This is a genomic window from Georgfuchsia toluolica (genome assembly GCF_907163265.1).
Lineage (GTDB): Bacteria > Pseudomonadota > Gammaproteobacteria > Burkholderiales > Rhodocyclaceae > Georgfuchsia > Georgfuchsia toluolica.
This window is the reverse complement of the sequence record NZ_CAJQUM010000001.1, coordinates 2,505,540-2,521,865: the sequence shown is the minus strand read 5'-3', so window position 1 is coordinate 2,521,865 and position 16,326 is coordinate 2,505,540. Positions and strand designations below refer to the sequence as shown.

14 protein-coding genes are annotated in these 16,326 nt (G+C 61.3%); 7 read left to right on the top strand and 7 right to left on the bottom strand.

Translation table 11 applies throughout. The features are described from left to right. Window positions 1-18: 18 nt before the first annotated feature. The gene (gene rpoH / locus K5E80_RS11950) at window positions 19-891 is read left to right on the top strand and encodes an RNA polymerase sigma factor RpoH (protein ID WP_220636364.1); all 873 of its coding nucleotides are present in this window, start codon (window positions 19-21) and stop codon (window positions 889-891) included. Window positions 892-953: 62 nt separating this feature from the next. Here the strand turns inward: rpoH and K5E80_RS11945 are convergent, their stop codons facing one another. After that, window positions 954-1,136, bottom strand: a complete 183-nt coding sequence (locus tag K5E80_RS11945) for a CopG family transcriptional regulator (RefSeq protein ID WP_220636363.1) — start codon at window positions 1,134-1,136, stop codon at window positions 954-956. Window positions 1,137-1,280: 144 nt separating this feature from the next. Between K5E80_RS11945 and hyfB (K5E80_RS11940) the strand changes: the two genes are divergently transcribed. The 6 genes from hyfB (K5E80_RS11940) (at window position 1,281) to K5E80_RS11915 (ending at window position 8,619) form a co-directional block, all read left to right on the top strand. Then, a complete protein-coding gene (hyfB, locus tag K5E80_RS11940) occupies window positions 1,281-3,305 on the top strand; it encodes a hydrogenase 4 subunit B (RefSeq protein ID WP_246590966.1) in 2,025 nt (674 codons plus the stop codon). Then, the gene (locus K5E80_RS11935) at window positions 3,302-4,249 is read left to right on the top strand and encodes a respiratory chain complex I subunit 1 family protein (protein ID WP_220636362.1); all 948 of its coding nucleotides are present in this window, start codon (window positions 3,302-3,304) and stop codon (window positions 4,247-4,249) included. The genes hyfB (K5E80_RS11940) and K5E80_RS11935 overlap by 4 nt, the downstream gene beginning before the upstream one ends. A 2-nt stretch (window positions 4,250-4,251) precedes the next feature. Further along, window positions 4,252-4,911, top strand: a complete 660-nt coding sequence (locus K5E80_RS11930; protein ID WP_220636361.1) for a formate hydrogenlyase — start codon at window positions 4,252-4,254, stop codon at window positions 4,909-4,911. A gap of 4 nt (window positions 4,912-4,915) precedes the next feature. Then, window positions 4,916-6,382 (top strand): hydrogenase 4 subunit F, encoded by a 1,467-nt coding sequence (locus tag K5E80_RS11925; RefSeq protein ID WP_220636360.1) that lies wholly within the window; start codon window positions 4,916-4,918, stop codon window positions 6,380-6,382. 4 nt (window positions 6,383-6,386) lie between these two features. Then, window positions 6,387-7,928 (top strand): hydrogenase large subunit, encoded by a 1,542-nt coding sequence (locus tag K5E80_RS11920; RefSeq protein ID WP_220636359.1) that lies wholly within the window; start codon window positions 6,387-6,389, stop codon window positions 7,926-7,928. Between the two features lie 178 nt (window positions 7,929-8,106). Beyond that, a complete protein-coding gene (locus K5E80_RS11915; RefSeq protein WP_220636358.1) occupies window positions 8,107-8,619 on the top strand; it encodes an NADH-quinone oxidoreductase subunit B family protein in 513 nt (170 codons plus the stop codon). A gap of 82 nt (window positions 8,620-8,701) precedes the next feature. On the opposite strand, the gene K5E80_RS11910 is transcribed toward K5E80_RS11915, so the two are convergent. The 6 genes from K5E80_RS11910 to hyfB (K5E80_RS11885) form a co-directional block, all read right to left on the bottom strand. Beyond that, window positions 8,702-9,226: an NADH-quinone oxidoreductase subunit B family protein gene (locus K5E80_RS11910; protein ID WP_220636357.1), complete on the bottom strand. Its 525-nt coding sequence runs from the start codon at window positions 9,224-9,226 to the stop codon at window positions 8,702-8,704. Window positions 9,227-9,384: 158 nt separating this feature from the next. Then, entirely contained in the window at window positions 9,385-10,941 is a 1,557-nt protein-coding gene (locus K5E80_RS11905; protein WP_220636356.1) for a hydrogenase large subunit, read from the bottom strand. A 26-nt stretch (window positions 10,942-10,967) separates the two neighbouring features. Next, window positions 10,968-12,446, bottom strand: coding sequence for a hydrogenase 4 subunit F (locus K5E80_RS11900; protein WP_246590965.1), 1,479 nt, complete (start codon window positions 12,444-12,446; stop codon window positions 10,968-10,970). Continuing rightward, window positions 12,443-13,171, bottom strand: a complete 729-nt coding sequence (locus K5E80_RS11895; protein WP_220636355.1) for a formate hydrogenlyase — start codon at window positions 13,169-13,171, stop codon at window positions 12,443-12,445. Before K5E80_RS11895 ends, K5E80_RS11900 begins: the two co-directional genes overlap by 4 nt. Continuing rightward, window positions 13,172-14,128, bottom strand: coding sequence for a respiratory chain complex I subunit 1 family protein (locus K5E80_RS11890; protein ID WP_246590964.1), 957 nt, complete (start codon window positions 14,126-14,128; stop codon window positions 13,172-13,174). Next, entirely contained in the window at window positions 14,113-16,158 is a 2,046-nt protein-coding gene (hyfB, locus tag K5E80_RS11885; RefSeq protein ID WP_220636354.1) for a hydrogenase 4 subunit B, read from the bottom strand. The genes K5E80_RS11890 and hyfB (K5E80_RS11885) overlap by 16 nt, the downstream gene beginning before the upstream one ends. Window positions 16,159-16,326 lie beyond the last annotated feature (168 nt).

Genomic DNA, 16,326 nt, shown 5'->3' with positions numbered 1-16,326 from the left:
CTGAAGGAGGAATGATCAATGAGCCAAGCTTTGACAATAGCCGGTTTCCCGCTGCCCTCGAGTGCAGGGAGCATTAACGCCTATATCTCGGCCGCGAATCGCATTCCTGTGTTGTCCGCGGCAGAAGAGTTGGGGTTGGCGCGCAAGTTTCGCGACGAAGAGGATATTGATGCAGCGCGTCAGTTGGTGTTGTCGCACCTGCGGCTGGTGATAGCGGTGGCGCGCGGTTACCTCGGTTACGGCCTGCCCCACGCCGACCTGATTCAGGAAGGCAACATCGGCCTGATGAAGGCCGTCAAACGCTACGATCCGGAACGGGGCGTGCGCTTGGTGTCGTTCGCGATCCACTGGATCAAGGCCGAGATTCACGAGTACATCCTGAAAAACTGGCGCCTGGTCAAGATCGCCACCACCAAGGCGCAGCGCAAGCTGTTCTTCAATCTGCGCAGCATGAAGCAGGGCTTTGCCGCGCTCGGCGTCGACGAAGTGAATTCAGTGGCCGCCAAACTCGGCGTTAAGCCCGAGGAAGTGGTCGAGATGGAAACCCGATTCTCAGGCGGCGATATTGCGCTCGATCCGCTTGTCGAAGACGATGATGACAGCTTCGCCCCGGTCGCCTATCTTGCCGCCGATGCCGGCAGCGAACCGACGGCGCAGATCGAACGCAAGGAAATCGAGCATCTGCACAATGAAGGGCTGCAAGACGCGTTGGCTACTTTGGACGACCGTAGCCGCGTCATCATTCAGCGCCGCTGGCTGGCTGGGGATGGCGCGGAAGCTGCAACCCTGCATGAACTTGCCGACGAATACGGCGTATCGGCCGAGCGTATCCGCCAGATCGAAGTCAAGGCGCTGCAAAAAATGAAGGGTGTGCTCAGCACTGCAATGTGACGGTTTTTTCTTTTCGCCAAAACGGGCAGCTTGGGCTGCCCGTTTTGTTTGGGCCTTTTTATTTACTTGGGCATTTTCAGCCACGTCGGCAATTGCCGGCTCCCCGCATTGTCGAAAATGTATTGACTGATCGCCTTGCGCACCACTTGGGAAGGCGTGATGTCATGTTCGGCGCAAATGTCCTCAAACAGTTTTTTCTTGCGCGGATCAATCAGGATGGTCAGGCGGGCCGTCTTGTTTTCCATAGAAGTCCTGTTTCCGAGTAGTTTCCGGCTAGTTAGGTTGTCATGTACTGCGTATGTTAATAAAATTAATATTGTATTGCTATACAATAGCAATACAATGATGACGTTGCAACATCAACATTAACTCGCGGCAGCACCGGGAAAGTGATTAACCAAAGCGCACTTGGCCTATTGCCCCTCGATTGGGCATTGGTTGCGGTCGCCTTGTGGTTGGCCATAGGGTTGCTCGGTTTGCCGGCATTGCGGCGGTTCCGTCTGGTCGCCTGGGGGCTTTTCCCGCTGGGCGGTGCGGCCGGTCTGCTCCTGGCCGGCGCGGCACTTGCCGGTTTGATGGGTAGCGCTGAAACCGCGGTGCTGCCGATCGGCTTGCCCGGTCTGCCTTTCCACCTGCGACTGGATGGCCTCGCCGCTTACTTCCTGTTCGTCATCGGCGCCACATCGGCCGGTGTTTCGGCCTTTGCCGCCGGCTACTTCAGGAAAGGTGAAGGTACTCCACCCGGACTGCTGTGCCTGCAATACCACGTCTTCCTGGCCAGCATGGCGCTCGTGGTCCTGGCTGATGACGCCTACGCCTTCATGGTGTGCTGGGAAACGATGGCCTTGTCCTCTTTCTTTCTCGTCACCTCCAACCACCGCGTCCCTGAGATACGGCAAGCGGGCTATCTTTATCTGCTGATTGCCCACATCGGCGCCATCGCCATATTGCTCTGCTTCGGGGTCTTGCAAGCCAATACCGGCGATTACACCTTTGGCAACATGCGGCTTCAGCACCTGTCGCCCTTCCTGGCTTCCGTGGCGTTTCTGCTGGCCATATTGGGCTTCGGCGCAAAAGCAGGAATTCTTCCGGTGCATATATGGCTGCCCGAGGCCCACCCGGCCGCGCCTTCCCCGGTATCCGCCCTGATGAGCGGCGTCATGTTGAAGACGGCCGTCTATGGCGTGCTGCGCGTCACATTCGATCTGATGCATGTCCATATCTGGTGGTGGGGCGTGGTTCTGCTGGCATTGGGCCTCGTCACCGCCCTGTTCGGCGTAGTGTTCGCCGCGGTGCAGACCGATATGAAACGTCTGCTGGCCTACTCATCCATCGAAAACATCGGCCTGATTTTCGTCGGTATCGGGCTGGGCATTCTGTTCAATGCCTACGGCATGGAGCAATTGTCGGCACTGGCGCTGACCGCCACTTTGTATCATGTGGCGGCCCATGCCTTCTTCAAAAGCCTGTTGTTCGTAGCCACCGGATCGGTATTGCACGCCACCGGGGAGCGCAATCTCGGGCATCTGGGCGGATTGATGCGCTTCATGCCCTGGGTCGCATGGCTAACCCTAATCGGCGTATTTGCCAGTTCCGGCCTGCCACCGCTGTCGGGTTTTGTTTCTGAATGGCTGCTGCTGCAAAGCTTCCTGTTCACGCCCGGACTACCGGACCCCTTCCTGAATATGCTGATTCCCGTGGTAGCAGCAGGAATTGTCCTGGTGACGGCGCTAGCCGGGTATACGATGGTCAAATTCTTCGGCATCATCTTTCTCGGACAGCCGCGCGAGGAAAAGCTTCACAACGCCCATGACGCCGGATCGTGGGAACGGCTCGGGATGCTGTGGCTGGCGGCGGGATGCATCGGTCTGGGCCTGATGCCTACCATCGTGATCCAATTCATTGACCCGGTGACGCACCTTTTGGTGGGCACCGGGCTGGGTACCGCCGCCAGCGCCAACGGATGGCTGCTGCTGGCGCCGACCAGCATCGATCGGGCCAGTTATGGTCCGGTGTATTTCCTGCTCGGCATAATCGCCGGTTGCCTGCTGGCCTTCATGCTGCTGCGTGCGCTCTACCATGGCCGGCTGCGGCGTGCGGCACCCTGGGGTTGCGGCTATCCCCGGCAGACGCCACGCATGCAGGATACCGCTGAAGGTTTCGGGCAGCCCATCCGCCAGATATTCGAACCCTTCTTTCGCACGCAGCGGGAATTGCCCTCCCCTTTCGATACGGCGCCGCGCTACAAGGTCGTGGTCGAAGACCACTTCTGGTACTGGCTCTACGTGCCCATCGCACGCGTCATCGAATTTCTGGAGCGCCAGGTGGGGCGACTGCAGCAGGGCCGGATTTCGGTCTATCTGCTCTACAGCTTCCTGACCCTTCTGGTCATGCTGTTTGTGGTGACGCGATGAACCTTTCCGGAGTGATCTCCCAACTGTTGGCGATCCTGGCGGCCCTGTCCCTGGCACCGCTGCTGACCGGCTGGGTCAATCAATGGCGGGCCTGGCTGCAGAACAAATCGGGGCCTGGCCTGTTGCGGCCTTACCAACTGCTGCACAAATTATTCAACAAGGAATCGGTGGTGGCGGAAAACGCGTCGCCGCTGTTCCGCGGTGCCCCTTATGTAGTGTTCGGCTGCATGACGCTGGCGTGCGCCATCATTCCGACGCTGTCCACCGATCTGCCGCTGTCTCCCGCCGCCGATGCCATCGCCCTGGTGGGTCTGTTTGCCGTCGCGCGGGTTTTTATTTCGCTGGCCGCGATGGACATCGGCACCGCTTTCGGCAGCCTCGGCGCCCGGCGCGAAATGCTGATCGGGTTCCTGGCCGAGCCGGCGCTGTTGATGGTGTTGTTCTCCGCCTCGCTCATTAGTCAATCCACTGCGCTGCCCAACATCGTGGAAACAATCGCCCGGCGTGAATTCGCGATTTACCCGAGTCTGGCCTTTGCCGGCCTCGCCTTTACCTTCGTTTCGTTCGCCGAGAACGCCCGCGTGCCGGTGGATAACCCGGCCACGCATCTGGAACTGACCATGATCCACGAGGCGCTGATTCTGGAATATTCGGGACGGCACCTGGCCCTGCTTGAGTGGGCGGCGAGCCTCAAACTTTTTGCCTACTCCTCTATCGGCCTCGCCCTGTTTTTCCCCTGGGGAATCGCCGAGGCAAAAGCGCCATTGGCACTCTTGCTGGCGCTGCCGGTACTGGTGTTCAAACTTGCCATCGGCGGTTTCCTGCTGGCCCTGATCGAAACTCTCTCCGCCAAGATGCGTATCTTCCGCGTCCCCGAATTCCTTGCCACGGCCTTTATGCTGGCGGTGATCGGGATGCTGGTGCATGTCCTGCTGGGCGCATAGCGATGAATACGCTCATCGCACAATTGATCAATCTGTTCGCCTCAGCGATGCTGATCCTGGCCTTCGCCATGCTCTCGCAGCGGCGCATCCTCAGTCTCATTCACCTGTTTACGCTGCAAGGACTGACCGTGGTCGGCGCCACGACCGTCGTCGCCTATGTCACCCATCAGCACCACCTCTATTACTCCGCGGCACTGACGCTGATGCTGAAGGTTTTCCTGATTCCCTTCCTGCTGCATCGCCTGATTGACCGGCTCAATGTCAGGTGGGATGTGGAGACGCTGATCAATATTCCGACCACGATGCTGATCGGCATTTTCATGGTTATCTTCGCCTTCGCCATTGCACCCCCCATCGCCCAGTTGTCACCTTCTATCGCCCGCGGCACGCTGGGGATCGCACTGGCCTGTGTGCTGCTCTCTTTTCTGATGATGATCACCCGATCCAAGGCGGTGCCGCAAGTCATCGGTTTCCTGGCGATGGAAAACGGCCTGTTCTTCGCCGCCACATCGGCCACCTACGGCATGCCGATGGTCGTCGAACTGGGTATCGCGCTGGACGTACTGGTGGGCGCCCTGATTCTCGGCGTGTTCATGTTCCAGATCCGCGAGCAGTTTGACAGTCTGGATATACGCCACCTCGAGAAGATGAAGGAAGACTAGAGGGATGAACACGATACCCATCGTCATACCCGTCGTGTTTGGTGTCCCGCTCTTCGGTGCTCTGGTGCTGGCTCTGGTCGGGCATCGCAATTACGCGCCTGAACTGAATGTCATTTTCAGTCTCGGCACCCTGCTCGCCGCTGCCGCACTGACGACCCAGGTCATCAACTATGGCCCCGTCTTCGCCTGGGACCGGCAATTCTTTATTGACCCGCTGAATGTATTCCTGGTCACGCTGACCGCGTTTGTCGGCTTCACGACTTCACTGTTCTCGCGGCCTTATATGCGGGTGGAGCGCGACCACGGCAGGATGACACCGCGCCGTCTTCGCCTCTATCACAGCATGTACCAGTTATTCAGTTTCACGATGCTGGTGGCACTGATGACCAACAACATGGGCATTCTGTGGGTGGCGATGGAGGCGGCGACGCTCACGACCGTGATGCTGGTAAGCGTCTACAGGACTGCCGCCAGTCTCGAAGCGGCGTGGAAGTACTTTATCCTCTGCGGCGTCGGCATCGCCCTGGCGCTGTTCGGGACGGTGCTGCTCTACATGGCGTCGGCAAAGGTGCTTACCACAGGGGGCGGAGCTTTGCTGTGGACCAGTCTCTACACGGTCAAGACACAGCTGGATCCGAACATCATCACGCTCGCCTTCGCCTTTCTGTTCATCGGCTACGGCACCAAGGTGGGCCTGGTCCCCATGCACAACTGGTTGCCGGATGCACACGCCGAAGGACCTACGCCGGTCTCGGCCGTGCTCTCGGGCCTGCTGCTCAACGTGGCGCTGTATGCCGTCCTGCGCTGCAAGATGCTGGCCGACGGGGCCTTGCACCGACCGCTCGCGGGCCAGTTGATGATCGGCTTCGGTCTCGTCTCGGTGGTAGTGGCAGCATTCCTCCTTTCGCGCCAGAAAGACGTGAAACGCATGTTCGGCTATTCATCCATTGAGCATATGGGTATCATCACTTTCGCTTTCGGTCTCGGCGGACCGGTCGCCAACTTTGCCGGGTTGCTGCACATGACTGTGCACTCGCTGATCAAGTCCGCCATCTTCTTCGCCGTGGGCCATGCAACGCAGAAGGCGGGAACGCAGATCATGGACGAGATCCGCGGCTTGATCAAAGTCAGCCCCACGGTCGGATGGGGATTGCTGCTGGGAACGTTTGCCATCCTCGGCATGCCGCCGTTCGGCGTTTTTGCCAGCGAGTTCCTGATTCTCACCACCGCCATGCGCGAACTGCCCTGGGCAACGCCATTTCTACTGCTCGCACTGGGCGTCGCCTTCGCCTCCATTTTCGGACGTGTCCAGCCCATGGTCTTCGGCGATACCACGGCCCGCCCTCTTGCACATTCTCCGGCCTTGCTGCCGGTCTTTGTCCACCTCGGACTGGGGCTGATGCTGGGTCTCTACATTCCCCCCTATCTGGACACCTGGTATCGCCAGGCGGCCAGCATGATCACCGGTTGAAACCATGTCGATTCCCGGTTTGAATCTGGAAAGTCTCTTCACGCCGTCACCGGTCCGTTTCGGCGTACTGGATGCCGGGTCGTGGCTGGCTGCGGCGCAGGCGGTGGCTGACAACGGCGGCCGACTGGTGTCGTTGTGGGGCACGGAGCGGCACAGCAGCGCATCCGGATTTGCCGTTTCGGCCGCCTACGCAACACAGGACGGCCTGGCCTGGCTCGACCTGCACTTGCCGGCGGGTGAGGTTTCCTATCCGGACTTGTCGCAAATATTTCCCGCTGCAAACCGGATGCAAAGGGCTATGGCGGATTTGCTCGGCATCGCTGCCGCCGGCCTGGAAGATCAACGCCCGTGGCTCAATCATGGCGCCTGGCCGGCGGACTATTTTCCATTAAGGCAGGCCGCCGCCGGCAACACCGGCTTTTCGCATTGCGCGCCGGGCAACTATCCATTTGTCAACGTCGAAGGCGAGGGCGTGCACGAAATTGCCGTCGGGCCTGTCCATGCGGGCATCATCGAGCCGGGGCATTTCCGCTTTTCGGTGGTCGGTGAGAAAGTGCTGCGCCTGGAACAGCGACTGGGTTACAAACACAAGGGTATCGACCAGCGCTTCGAAAGTTTCTCGCCGCTGCAAGGCCATCGCCTGGCGGGTCGCGTCTCGGGCGATTCCACGGTGGCTTACGCCTGGGCCTACTGCATGGCGCTGGAGTCGGCATGGAAGCTGCAAGCGCCAGAGCGGGGCCAATGGTTGCGCGCATTGATGCTGGAGCGGGAGCGTGTGGCCAATCATCTGGGTGATCTCGGGGCGCTCGGCAACGACGCCGCATTTTCCTTCGGCCTCGCCCAGTTCATGCGCCTCAAGGAAGACTGGCTGCGCCTGAACAAGACGATCTTCGGACATCGCTTCATGATGGATCGCATTGTTCCGGGCGGCGTTGCCGGCGATCTCACGGCCGCGGCCGGACAACTCATCCGCGCCCAGTGCGCTGCTGTCGAGGATGAAGTTCGCATTCTGCGCGGCATCTACGATGAACACGCAGGACTGCAGGATCGTTTCATCGGTGCAGGGCATGTCGATCCGAAGCTCGCCGCCCAACTTGGGTTGTGCGGCCTGGCCGGACGCGCCAGCGGCATCGCCTGCGATCTGCGCAACGATTTCCCGCTCGCTCCCTACGCCGCGGCCGACTTCAACATGGCCACGCATCGCAATGGCGATGTCGCGGCACGAGTGACGGTGCGCTTTGAGGAAACGCTGGAATCGCTGCGTCTGATCCGATTTTTCATCGATCACCTTCCGGACGGCCCGGTGGCGATCGATGCGGATACCGATTCGCTGACGGGCTTCGGCGCCGGCTGGATCGAGGGCTGGCGCGGCGAAATACTGGTCGCGCTCGACATCGGCGGTGGCCGTATCCGGCGTTGCCACTGTCATGACCCTTCCTGGCACAACTGGCCGGTGCTGGAACACGCCGTGATTGGCAACATCGTTCCCGACTTTCCGCTCATCAACAAGTCCTTCAACCTCAGTTATGCGGGGCACGACCGGTAATGCCCAGGCAATGATTGTTGCACCACTGAAGATGAAAAAACGCAAAGGCAAATTGAACACCCCCCGCCCCCGTCCCCGCCACACGGCGGAGCTACTCATTAGCTCGCTGCGCTCGATCGGTACGAGGATCGACGTTCCCCGCTGCTGCTATTTTTCACGTTAATGGGTGCAACTTGACATGTGGAATATCCTGAAACAAATCGTCCGCAACGGCATACGGACTGAACCAGCCCCCATGGTTGGCCATGCGCCAGACGCGGAAGCGTCGCGCATTCAACGGGAGATTCTGGATATTCTTGGCCAGGCGCTCGCCATCCGCGTAGTCGACGCGGGTTCGTGCAACGGCTGTGAACTGGAAATCAATGCGCTCGGCAATCCCTATTACAACCTGGAGGGGCTGGGCATCAAATTCGTGGCCAGTCCGCGCCACGCCGACATGCTGCTGGTCACCGGGCCGGTGTCGCGCAACATGGCACCCGCGCTCAAGCTGACTTACGACGCCACGCCTGATCCTAAGCTGGTGATCGCCATCGGCGACTGTGCCTGCGGCGAGGGGATATTCGGCGAAAACTATGCTTCCTGTGGCCGGGTCGCCAATGTCATACCCGTTGACGTCACCGTTGCCGGCTGCCCCCCGGAACCTATCGAAATTCTGCGCGGCATTCTGCAGGCGGTTACTGCCGCCAAGTAGGGCGTTTTGTTATGCCGGCGCTCCGGGAGGACCAAGCGTGCGGCGATCCATGGCCTTGGAACTACCGGGTCGGGCCATACACTCAGGAGACGGAAGTACGCTTGCCAATGGCTTCGAGGATGCCGCGCATCAGGGCGAGCGGCGGCGGCGGGCAGCCGCGGATGACGGCATCGACCGGGATCACGTTCGCTACGGCGCCGCACGAAGCGTAGCTGGTGCCGAACTCGCCGCCGTTGGCGCCGCACTCGCCGACCGCGATGACGAGCCTCGGTTCGGGCATGGCGTCGTAAGTGCGGCGCAATGCCATCTCCATGTGGCGCGAAACGGGGCCGGTGACCAGCAGCATGTCGGCGTGGCGCGGGCTGGCGACGAAATGCACGCCAAAGCGCTCGATACCGTAAAGGGGATTGTTGAGCGCGTGGATTTCGAGTTCGCAACCGTTGCACGAACCCGCATCCACTTCGCGGATGGCAAGGCTGCCGCCGAACAGTTGGCCGATGCCTGCCTTCAGTTGCTCGCCGATTTCGGTCAGCGCGGGTTCGTCGACCCTTGAAATCGGCTCGGTGACAATGCCCAGACGCTGGATTTTTCCGAGAATGCGCAGCATGACTTAACGTGAAACTACTCTTTCGGAGCGACTGGTGATAGTCGAGCGAAGCGAGCTGACTAGAAGCCTCCCCGCGAGGGGAGGATGGGAGGGGCGGGTCTTTAATTTGCCTTTCGCGTGTTTCATCATCAGAGGGTAGTTTTCAGCGATCATGAGCGTTACAGGTCGTGCCCTGAATAGGAACCGTTCACCGACTTGTTGCAGACGGGGAAGTCGGGGACGATGTTGTCATGGATCAACAGTTCGAGCGCTGGCCAGGTGGTCCACGACGGATCACGCGGGAAGAAGCGCGCAACCCGGCCGTCCGCGCCGAAACGCACGAAGCTCAGGATTTCTCCACGCCAGCCTTCGACCAGAGCGAGACCTTCGGCGCCTGCCGCAGGAGGTTTCCAGTCGATGCGGATCGGCCCCGCAGGCAGTCCGGCCAACAATGCCTCGATCAATTCGAAGGAGGCGGTAATTTCTTCAAGACGCACGCGCGCACGCGCATTGACGTCGCCATAATGATGCAGCGGCACCTTGACTGTCAGGCTATCGTAGGGCGGGTAGGGCGCATCGCGGCGAATATCGAAATCCATTCCCGAGGCGCGCCCGACATAGCCGACGCAGCCGAGCGCTTTCGCATATTCAGGCTTGAGCACACCGGCGCCGCGCACCCGGTCCGCCACCGAGGGCAGATCGTTGATGATGGCCATCAGCTTGCCGATCTGTTTGCGCAGGGTGCGGGCTTCATCGCGCATGGTCGCGATGAAGCGCTGCTCCAGATCCGTCGCCACGCCGCCGGGGACGACGCAATCCATCATGAAGCGGTGGCCGAAGGCCTCGCGCGAGACACGCTGCCATTCCTCGCGCAGCCGTGCGAACTGGTAGAAACCGAAGGCGAAGGCGATGTCGTTGAGCATCGCGCCGATGTCGCCGACATGATTGGCGACGCGCTCGCGCTCGCACATCAGGGCGCGCAGCCAGAGAGCGCGCGGCGGCAGATCGAGGCCGACCGCCTTCTCCATCGCCATGCACGCCGCCCAGGTGTGCGCAACGGTGGAGTCGCCCGAGACACGCCCGGCGAGCCGTGCCAGACCCTCGGCATCGCGACCCTCGGCGATCTTCTCGATGCCCTTGTGCGTGTAGCCGAGGCGTTCTTCGAGCTTGAGCACGGTCTCGCCCACCGCCTGAAAACGGAAGTGCCCCGGCTCTATGATTCCTGCATGTACCGGCCCGACCGGTATTTCGTAGACGCCACTGCCCTGGGCAAGCAGAAAGTTGTACTGGTGATCGGCCGGAGTCTGCGCTGGCGGTCGGCCGGCCACAGGGAAATCCCGGCGTAGCGGAAACTCGAAATCCTGCCACGCCTGATGGCGGGTCCAGCGGCGCGCGTCCGGGTGGTCGGGAAAAGCGACGCCCAGCATGTCGCGGATGTGGCGTTCGGGACGGTCGGCGCCGGGATGGGAGGTCGCGTGCGATGACAGGACGGGCGCAGCGCGGGGTACCTCCGTCCGTGCGAGCAGGTAGGCGCCGGCGTTCTCGAAACAGGCGTTGATGCGAATCGTCTCGCCCCTGTCCTCGCCCCAGCCAGCAACCCAGCGCCAGGCCCAAACCTTGGCCTCCTTGCCGAGCTGGCCCCAATCCTCGGCCTGAACCAGGATGAGTTGCGCCGGTGCGAGTCCCGGCGCCACTGGTGCCTCGATGCGCAAGCCGGCATTCGCGAGGCGGTCCAAAAATGACGCGAGGTTATCCTGCGGTGTCATAGAGGCGAAGCCCCGGAGATAAGCACGGTGGCTTGCTCGAACCAGCGCGAGAGAAAGCCGGGGATCGTCAGTCCGAGCCAAAGCACGAAGAACAAATGCACCACCACCGGCAGCATGTTGGCCTCAACCGGCTTCTGTCCCGGTGGCGGCTCGCCGAAGACCATTCTTTGCAGGTGACGGAACAGCCCCGCGAAGGCGACGCCGAAGCCGACCAGCAGCGGAATCGTCAGCCACGGCCAGGTCTTCATGGTAGCCATCAGCAGCAGGAACTCGCTGATGAACACGCCGAACGGCGGAAAACCGGCGATCGCCACCGTGCCGAGCAGCAGCCCCCAGCCGATTGCGGGCTGGGTGCGGATCAGGCCGCGGATCTGGTCGATACGCTGCGTGCCCGCCAGTTGGCAGGCATGGCCGACGGTGATGAAGATGGCGGACTTGGTGAGCGAGTGCACGGTCATGTGCAGCAGCGCGCCGAAGGTGGCGAGCGGCGCGCCGATGCCGAAACCGAAGGTGATCAACCCCATGTGCTCGATGGAGGAATAGCTGAACATGCGCTTGACATCGTGCTGGCGGTGCAGGAACAGGCCGGCGACGGTGAACGACAGCAGGCCGAAGCCCATCATCAGATGGCCGGCGAGGTGAGTGTGCAGCGAGGCATCCACCAGCATCTTGACGCGCACCAGGGCATACAGCGCGACATTGAGCAGCAGGCCGGAGAGCACGGCGGACATCGGCGTCGGGCCTTCGGAGTGGGCATCCGGCAGCCAGTTATGCAGCGGCACCAGACCGACCTTGGTGCCGTAGCCGACCAGCAGGAAGACGAAGGCCAGCGTGATCACCGCCGGGTCCAGGCCGCTGCTTGCCGCGCTATGCAGCACAGTCCATAGCAGTGTGTCATCGCGCGCGCCGCCAAGTTTGCTTTCGGCGGCGAAATAAATCAGCACGGTTCCGAACAGGGCCTGGGCGATGCCGACGCCACAAAGAATGAAATACTTCCACGCGGCCTCGATCGCCTCCGGCGTGCGGTACAGGGAAACCAGCAGAACAGTGGTCAGGGTGGCCAACTCCATGGACACCCACAGCACGCCGAGATTGTTGGTCGACAGCGCGAGCAGCATCGAGAACAGGAAACACTGGTACATCGCGTGATACAGACGCAAGCGCTTGTCGGTGACGCGCCCGCGCTCGACTTCGTGGCGCATGTAGGGGCGTGAAAAAATCGATGTCGTCAGGCCGACAAATGCGGTCAGTACCACCAGGTAAACATTGAAGGCATCTACGTAAAACATGCGGCTGGGGGACAGTTGCGGCCCGTTTTCGAAGACTTCCAGCGCCATGGTGAGCGCGGCGCCGAAAGTCACCACGCCGACCGCCACGTTGATCCAGCCGGCGATCGGACGGTGGCCGACGATTGCCAGCAGCAGACCGCCAAGGAGCGGGACCAGCAGGGTGACTTCGAGCAGCGTCAGCGTCACGAGGGATCTCCCGAAGAAGACTCAGCGGCCGCGTCACGCAGCGGCATGGGCTGATTCGCCTCCGACAGGCGGTTGAACTGGCCGACGTTGAGTGATCCAAACGAGTCTTTCAAATGGAAGAAAAAGACGCCGAACAGGATCGCCGCGACGAGGATGTCGAAGGCCACGCCCAGTTCAACGATCAGCGGCATGCCGTAGGTGGATACCACAGCAGCAAAGAATATCCCGCTTTCCATCGACATGAAGCCGATCACCTGCGCCACCGCAGACTTGCGCACGCACATCAGCAGCATGCCGAGCAGCTCGATGGCGATGCTCACGGCAATGGTATTCCGCGTCGCCAACCCCGACAGATGGATGATCGACTGCGCCACGAAATAGCTGAAGATCACCAGAACCACGCCGCCGAGCAGCAGCAGTGTCGGGTGCTCGATCGCCTCGGCATCGTATTGCATGTTGAGCTTGATGCTGAGGCGGTAGAGCAACCATGGGATCAGCACCACCTTGAGGATGAACGTGAGCGCCGCTGAAACGTAGAGTTCGGGATGTTTGGACGCAATGGCCGTTAGCACCGACACCATTGCGAGCAACAAGCCCTGCCAGGCGAAGGTAAAAATCAGCGGCATCATGCGTGCCTGGGCAAGCATGATGAACGAGGTGAACAAGGCCAGCGCTGCGAACAGAATAATCGCCTGGCTGTAGAGACCAAGAGAGGCAAATTCCATTTAGCCGGTCTCCAGCACCACGTGGGTGAGCATGGCGAGCAACGAGAGCATGAAGGCGAAGCCGAGAAACTGCGGCACGCGAAACAGGCGCATCTTGGCAAGCACGGTCTCCCACACCACCAACAACACGGCCAGCAGCATCAGTTTCGCCATCACGGCAACGACGCCTGCCGCCAGGGCCATGGCGCTGAAGTCGGTCGCGATGCCCAAAGGGACGAAGAAATCAATGATCAGCACCGCGTAGATCATCAGCTTGATTTGCGAAGCCCACTCGATCAGCGCCAGGTGGCGCCCGCCATACTCGAGGATCATGGCCTCGTGCAGCATGGTGAGTTCGAGATGGGTGGCGGGGTTGTCCACCGGAATGCGGCTGGTCTCGGCTACTGCCACCATGGCCAGCGCCAGCAGCGCGAACAGGAACGATGGCCGCAGCACCAGTCCGGCTTGCAGAATGTACCCCGTCGCTACGGACAGGTTGGTTGTGGTCGCGGTCATCGATAACGTAAACACCGCCATGAGCATGGCCGGTTCGGCCAGCGCAGATACCATCATTTCGCGCGAGGCACCCATGCCGCCGAAGGCAGTGCCGATGTCAAGGCCGGCCAGCGCGGTGAAGAAACGCGCCAGGGCAAAAAAACCGACCAGCACGATCATGTCGGCAATCGCGGCCGTCGGCAGGTGCACGGCAACGAGTGGAACCACGGCAGCGGCGAGCAACATCGCGCTGAAGACGATGTAGGGAACGACGCGGAACAGCCAGGAGGCGTTCTCGGCAATGACCATGTTCTTGCGCAGCAGCTTGGCCAGGTTGCGGTAGGGCTGCCAGAGTGGCGGCGCGGCGCGGTTCTGCATATGACATTTGACGCGTTGCAACCAGCCGGCGAGCAGTGGCGCGACGGCGATGAACAGCAGTGTCTGCCCTGCGGCAAGCATCCAGGCCGTCAGCTCACGATCCATAGGAACACCAGCAGCGTGACGAAGGAGAATTTCAGATAGGTATGGATGTTGCCGGTCTGGATGAAACCGATGCGATTCGCCGCGGCGAGCACCATGCGTCCGATCGGAACGTAGCACTTGAGCCACGCCCAGTCGTGGGTGTGCACGCTGTAATGCAGGCTCGTCACGCGTGGAATCTGCCCCTCGCCGGCGAGGCTGTCGATGTGCTCCTCGACCTTCCATACCCCGACGAAAACGCGCCGGATCGGCTGGCTGAAAGCGGTCGAGGTGTATTGCATGCGCTGCGTCAGATGGCCGAAGCCGCAGTCCCAGGCGTCGGTTCTGCGCGCCGGAACGGCGCCACGCTTGAGGAACAGAAAGCCGAAGACGAACACCACGACGATGGCGACCACCACAAAGGGCGCGGAGTACGAGGCCACCTGGGGCGAAATCGGGGTCAGCCACAACCAGCCTTGCGCCGCCGCGGAAGGCAGCGCGTCACGCACCAGGAGCTGGGTGATGGGCGCCATGGTTTCGATCACCGTGGTCGGAAACACGCCGAGCAGCAGGCACAATGTCGCCAGCAGCCCCATCCCAACCAGCATGCCAGGCGGAACCTCGCGTGCGCGGCCGACGCGGCGCGTGCGTGGTTTGCCGAGGAAGGCAATGCCGAAGGCCTTGACGAAACAGGCCGCCGCCAGCGCCCCGGTGAGCGCCAGCAGCGCCGCCGCGATGGGAATCATGGTGCGCAACAGACCATCCTGCAGCACGGGGGCCTGCAACGCCGTCTGGAAGGTCAGCCACTCGGATACGAAGCCATTGAAAGGCGGCAGCGCCGAGATCGCAACGCAGCCGACGAGAAAGAAGAGCGCGGTGACCGGCATGCGATGGATGAGTCCGCCCATGCGATCAAGGTCGCGCTCGTGCGTACGGTGCAGCACCGCGCCGGCACCGAGGAACAGCAAGGCCTTGAACAGCGCGTGGTTTAGCGTATGGTAGAGCGCCGCCACCAGCCCGAGCGTGCCGAGCATGCGATACCCGCTGCCGAAAAAAATCATCGACAGCCCGAGGCCCATCAGGATGATGCCGATGTTCTCGATCGAGTGGTAGGCGAGCAGGCGCTTGAGATCGTGCTGCATCAGCGCGTAGAGCACACCGAGCAAAGACGAGGCGGTGCCGACGATGAGCACGACCATCCCCCATTCCCAGCGCACGTCGCCGATCAGATCGTAGCTCACGCGCACAATGCCGTAGATGCCCATCTTGATCATGGCTCCGCTCATCAGGGCCGAGATGTGCGACGGCGCAACGGGATGCGCATCCGGCAGCCACACATGCAGCGGCACCATGCCCGACTTGATGCCGAAGCCGAGGAAAGCGCAGCCGAAAGCGAGCGTCGCCCACAGTGGCGTCAGATTGGCTGCGCGCATCTGGTCGAAGGTGAGACCACCGCCAAAGGCTGCGAGCACGCCGAAGGAAAGCAGGATGACCAGCGCGCCTACGTGTGCGAGCAACAGGTATAGGAAAGCGGCCTGACGGTTGGCAGCATGCTGGTGCTGATAGACCACGAGAAAATAGCCGCTCAGCGACATCATTTCCCAGAAGATCATGAACACCAGGGCATCATCGGCGAGCAGCAGCATCTGCATGCCGAGCACGAAGAGCGCGGTGAACACGCCAAGCGGGGGCAGGGGCTGCGCTGCCTCGCCCCGCGCGAACTCGCGCGTGTAGCCGGGGCCATAGAACGAAACCGCGACCACCAGCGTGCCGAGCAGCACCAGGAAAAGACCGGAAAGTGGATCGATCCGTACATGCCAGTCGAGCCACGGCAAGCCGAGCGCGAATCGGTCGATGACGGTGAGCTTGGCGAGGAGCGTCCATATCCCGGCTCCGATGCTGGTGGCGCCGGAGAGGAAAAGAAACAGGAAGGAACCGAAATGCAGGAAGCCCGGATGGCGGCGCACGGCCAGCAGGGAAACGGCGCCTGACAACAAGGTGCACATCACCGCTGCATAAGCGAGCAGTAGCGGGGTTCCGATCGTCGCGCTCATCGCGAGAACTCCAACGACAGGAATCTTGCCCGCACCCCTGAACCTCCGTTTTCAAACGCCGACACGCTTCGATCTCGAAGCCCGACAAACCGCCACGCGTTGATGCAACGGTTCGGGTACAACAACTTCAGCGGTCATCAATGACATAGACCGATGAAATTTTTCCAA

Bases quoted from the DNA above. Each gene is read 5' to 3' on its own strand.
- rpoH (WP_220636364.1), top strand. From the start codon at position 19: ATGAGCCAAGCTTTGACAATAGCCGGTTTCCCGCTGCCCTCGAGTGCA.
- K5E80_RS11945 (WP_220636363.1), bottom strand. From the start codon at position 1,136: ATGGAAAACAAGACGGCCCGCCTGACCATCCTGATTGATCCGCGCAAG.
- K5E80_RS11935 (WP_220636362.1), top strand. From the start codon at position 3,302: ATGAACCTTTCCGGAGTGATCTCCCAACTGTTGGCGATCCTGGCGGCC.
- K5E80_RS11930 (WP_220636361.1), top strand. From the start codon at position 4,252: ATGAATACGCTCATCGCACAATTGATCAATCTGTTCGCCTCAGCGATG.
- K5E80_RS11925 (WP_220636360.1), top strand. From the start codon at position 4,916: ATGAACACGATACCCATCGTCATACCCGTCGTGTTTGGTGTCCCGCTC.
- K5E80_RS11920 (WP_220636359.1), top strand. From the start codon at position 6,387: ATGTCGATTCCCGGTTTGAATCTGGAAAGTCTCTTCACGCCGTCACCG.
- K5E80_RS11915 (WP_220636358.1), top strand. From the start codon at position 8,107: ATGTGGAATATCCTGAAACAAATCGTCCGCAACGGCATACGGACTGAA.
- K5E80_RS11910 (WP_220636357.1), bottom strand. From the start codon at position 9,226: ATGCTGCGCATTCTCGGAAAAATCCAGCGTCTGGGCATTGTCACCGAG.
- K5E80_RS11895 (WP_220636355.1), bottom strand. From the start codon at position 13,171: ATGGAATTTGCCTCTCTTGGTCTCTACAGCCAGGCGATTATTCTGTTC.
- K5E80_RS11890 (WP_246590964.1), bottom strand. From the start codon at position 14,128: ATGGATCGTGAGCTGACGGCCTGGATGCTTGCCGCAGGGCAGACACTG.
- hyfB (WP_220636354.1), bottom strand. From the start codon at position 16,158: ATGAGCGCGACGATCGGAACCCCGCTACTGCTCGCTTATGCAGCGGTG.